The sequence below is a fragment of the Marinicrinis lubricantis genome, from assembly GCF_042658665.1.
Lineage (GTDB): Bacteria > Bacillota > Bacilli > Paenibacillales > KCTC-33676 > Marinicrinis > Marinicrinis lubricantis.
Genome location: NZ_JBHSQV010000022.1, coordinates 1 through 3,433, shown reverse-complemented (window position 1 = coordinate 3,433; position 3,433 = coordinate 1). Strand labels below are relative to the sequence as shown.

Annotated in this window: 2 protein-coding genes and 2 pseudogenes; all 4 read left to right on the top strand. The window is 41.7% G+C overall.

Annotated features, from left to right (window positions below):
- Positions 1–439 precede the first annotated feature (439 nt).
- Entirely contained in the window at positions 440–742 is a 303-nt protein-coding gene (locus ACFPXP_RS02845; RefSeq protein WP_017697717.1) for an N-acetylmuramoyl-L-alanine amidase family protein, read from the top strand.
- A pseudogene (locus ACFPXP_RS02840) lies at positions 633–1,708 on the top strand (spore germination protein). Before ACFPXP_RS02845 ends, ACFPXP_RS02840 begins: the two are co-directional and overlap by 110 nt.
- A gap of 14 nt (positions 1,709–1,722) precedes the next feature.
- Positions 1,723–2,868, top strand: a complete 1,146-nt coding sequence (locus ACFPXP_RS02835) for a Ger(x)C family spore germination protein (protein ID WP_379892165.1) — start codon at positions 1,723–1,725, stop codon at positions 2,866–2,868.
- Between the two features lie 132 nt (positions 2,869–3,000).
- A pseudogene (locus ACFPXP_RS02830) lies at positions 3,001–3,433 on the top strand (Tn3 family transposase); the annotation flags it as partial.

Below are 3,433 nucleotides of genomic sequence, written 5' to 3'. Positions count from 1 at the left end.
TTCACCAGAAATTCTGCAGGTCTGCCCATTTCTGCAATTCAAGTCAGCAAAGCTGAAAAAGCTGTTCTACTAAGCCTAGAATTCTGCTGCGTAATTCCCAAAAACGGAATTATGCAAAATGCTTAATCATAATCCTGTAGTAATGATACAGTATATGCACAGAGAATCACTTAGGTGTTTTGTTAAGAAAGAAGCATCAATAATCAATCAGCCTACTGTCTAGATGAACAAGAGTTTGCCTGACCCACGAAAAATATGGAACATTAATTGCTGCTCATACATATGGTCTCGCATTTGGAAAATTTCTTAGCTTTAAAATAAATCATCTGATTCAATGAAATGTAATGCCTATCATCACCTATTTTTATATGTATCTCAGACGAATTCCTATACCTCCGTTACTCTTCGATCATATTTTATTTGTACGAGGTGGTGTAAAATGTTTAAATTATATTTAGATCCTGGTCACGGGAGAATGGACCCAGGAGCTATTGGCAATGGGATGCAGGAAAAAGAAATTACCTTAAATATTTCCCATAGCATCCGAAATCTCTTGGAAAACCATTATGAAGGCCTGCAAATTAAAATGAGTAGAACAGCAGATATTACGCGCAGCTTGAAAGAACGTACAGATGATGCGAATGCTTTCGGTACGGGGGCCAAAGGATGGATTTGTGGAAGAAGTGGGAGTCAATGTGGCGTTAATTCGGAAACGAATCAAATCAACCAGCATGGTTTATGAAACGAAAAAAGTAGGCGTTCGCACGAAAACAACCGTTGCAATTCTTTACATGCGTGACATTGTTGATCCTAAGATTGTTCAAGATGTAAAGAATAAATTAGATGATCTTCACATTGACGGAGCGTTTAGCGCCACTCAGCTAGAAGAATTAATGGAACCGACAAAAGCATTGTTTCCTTTGATGGGGTATACAGGCAGAGCAGACTTTACCGTGAACTGTATGCTCAATGGGCGTGTAGCGTTGATTGTGGATGGTACACCGGCTGCGTTGATTGCGCCTGCCAATTTATTTTTGCTTGTGAAAGCACCCGAAGATATCCACTTTACTGCTTTGGCAGCTACATTTGGTCAAACGCTTCGTTTACTTGGCTTGTCCGTATCGCTACTGCTTCCTGCATTTTTTGTTGCCATTCTTTCCTATCATCAAGATCAGCTGCCCTATTATCTACTTGCCACTTTGGGGATTAACCGGTTGGGAATCCCTTTTGATGTGGCAGTTGAAATGTTTATTGCACTTCTCTTCTTAGAAATCCTGCGGGAAGCTGGTATCCGATTGCCTTCTGCGGTCGGCTCCACGGTAACGGTTGTAGGAGGACTTATCCTGGGGATGCGGCCATTCGTGCTGGATTCTTATCCCCAGGTATCGTTGTCATCGGAGCAATTACACAAATCTTTGGTTCAACTTTATCGAGCCTATCATTGGCTGGAACGATTAGTACCTTACGCTTTTTTCTTTTCATTCTGTCTGCCACGCTTGGCATTTATGGCTTCTTTCTTGGATTATTTATTGTGCTCAGCCATTTAGCCTCATTGCGTTCATGCGGCTTGCCTTACTTGGCCCCAATATCACCTCCATTTAAAGACTTGGCCAACGCTTTGTTTCGATTACCTTGGCCATGGCGAAACACTCGACCGGACATGTTGAAGACACGAGATTCTACAAGGCAAGGGGACAGGCATAAATGAGGAGATATAAAAGTATGGTTGCACTTTTCCTTCTTCTCACCCTTACCGGTTGCTGGAGCAGATATGAAGTGCAAAACATGAACTATGCTACGGCTGTTGGAATAGACTATGTCGATGGCCAATACACCTTGTATGTGCAATTGCTTGATTTCTCGACAGTGGCCAAGCTGGAGGGACAGCAAAAAGCGGAGCAGCCCCCGGTTTGGGTGGGCAAAGGCGAAGGTTCCTCGTTTACGGAGGCGGCAAATGATTTGTACAGTACATCACAACAACGCTTAAACTTGGGACAAATCTCTGCCATTTTGTTCAGCGAGAGATTGATGAAGGAAAACAAAGTCGGAGAAGTGCTGGAATTGATCAACCGTTATCGTGAAATAAGGTACTTGGCCTGGCTGTTTAGCACAAGAGAGCCTCCTGAAGAAATCTTGCTGGCAACCCCATTTTTTAGATTTTCGCCAAATGCATCCATTCTTCACAATCCCGAGCAAAATTTCAGACAGCGTTCTATCCTTGCTCCGGTCCGCCTGCAACAATTTGTACTGGACTCAAACGAAAAGGCCAGAACCAGTTATATACCGGAATTATCGCTTCGCAAAGGTCAATGGCAGGAAAGTAATAAACCAAAAGAGCTGCTTAGATATTCTGGCATACATGTATATGATCTACACAATTATTATGGACGAATGGATCTTAAGGATTTGTCGGGAATGCCCTGGCTAAGTACTCACACGATCCGAGTACCTCTTGATTTGTTTGCCGAAGAAAAGCTTGCGGCTGTTCTTGTCGCAGAAAAACCCAAATATGAAGTGACTCCTATTGTGAAATTGAACAAGGCGTATTTCGATATTTCAGTAAAAGTGAAGGCAGGGATCAATGAATTACATACGGACCTTACCGTAAAGGAACTCACACAAATGGCTCAGGAAAAAATAGAGGAGCAAATCCGCAAAACGTATCAAACTGCTTTTAAAGAGGGTATAGATATTTACAATTTGGGCGAATCTTTGTATCGCAAACATCCACATCAATGGAAGAGCATAGCCACAGGAAAACAGCAACTCGTTTTAAACCAAGATTCCCTGCGCCATGTAAAGGTTGAGGTGAATATTGTTTACCCTGGAGGATATAAATTACATGAACATGGTGAATCCACCTCGTGATTCTGGCAAGTGAAATTATTAACTCACCTTGCTTCTTCTGCTTAGCGTTGGGGAAGCAAGGTTTTTGTTTCCCAAAAAATAGTTTAACGTTGTAAATCCGTATTTTCCTGACGGAACCCCNGTTTAAGCAAAATGGCTGAAGCAACACCCGGACTTACATATAAGCAATTGGCCAATGTATCACAATGGCGCATGTATGAAGATGCAATGAATAAAGCCCAAGCCGTATTAGTAAATTTTCATCACAAATTGCAATTGTCCTCCTATTGGGGAGACGGTACAACATCCTCGTCCGATGGTATGAGATGCAGATGCAAACCCACATTATGGAACTGGAAAAGGAGCCACCATCTATCGTTTTACAAGTGATCAATTTTCTTCTTATTACACAAAGATTATTCATACTAATTCAAGGGATGCGATTCATGTTTTGGATGGTTTGTTACACCATGAGACGGATCTAAATATAGTAGAGCATTATACAGACACGGCTGGTTACACAGACCAAATATTCGGACTGACCCATTTATTAGGATTTAAATTTGCTCCAAGAATACGAGATTTA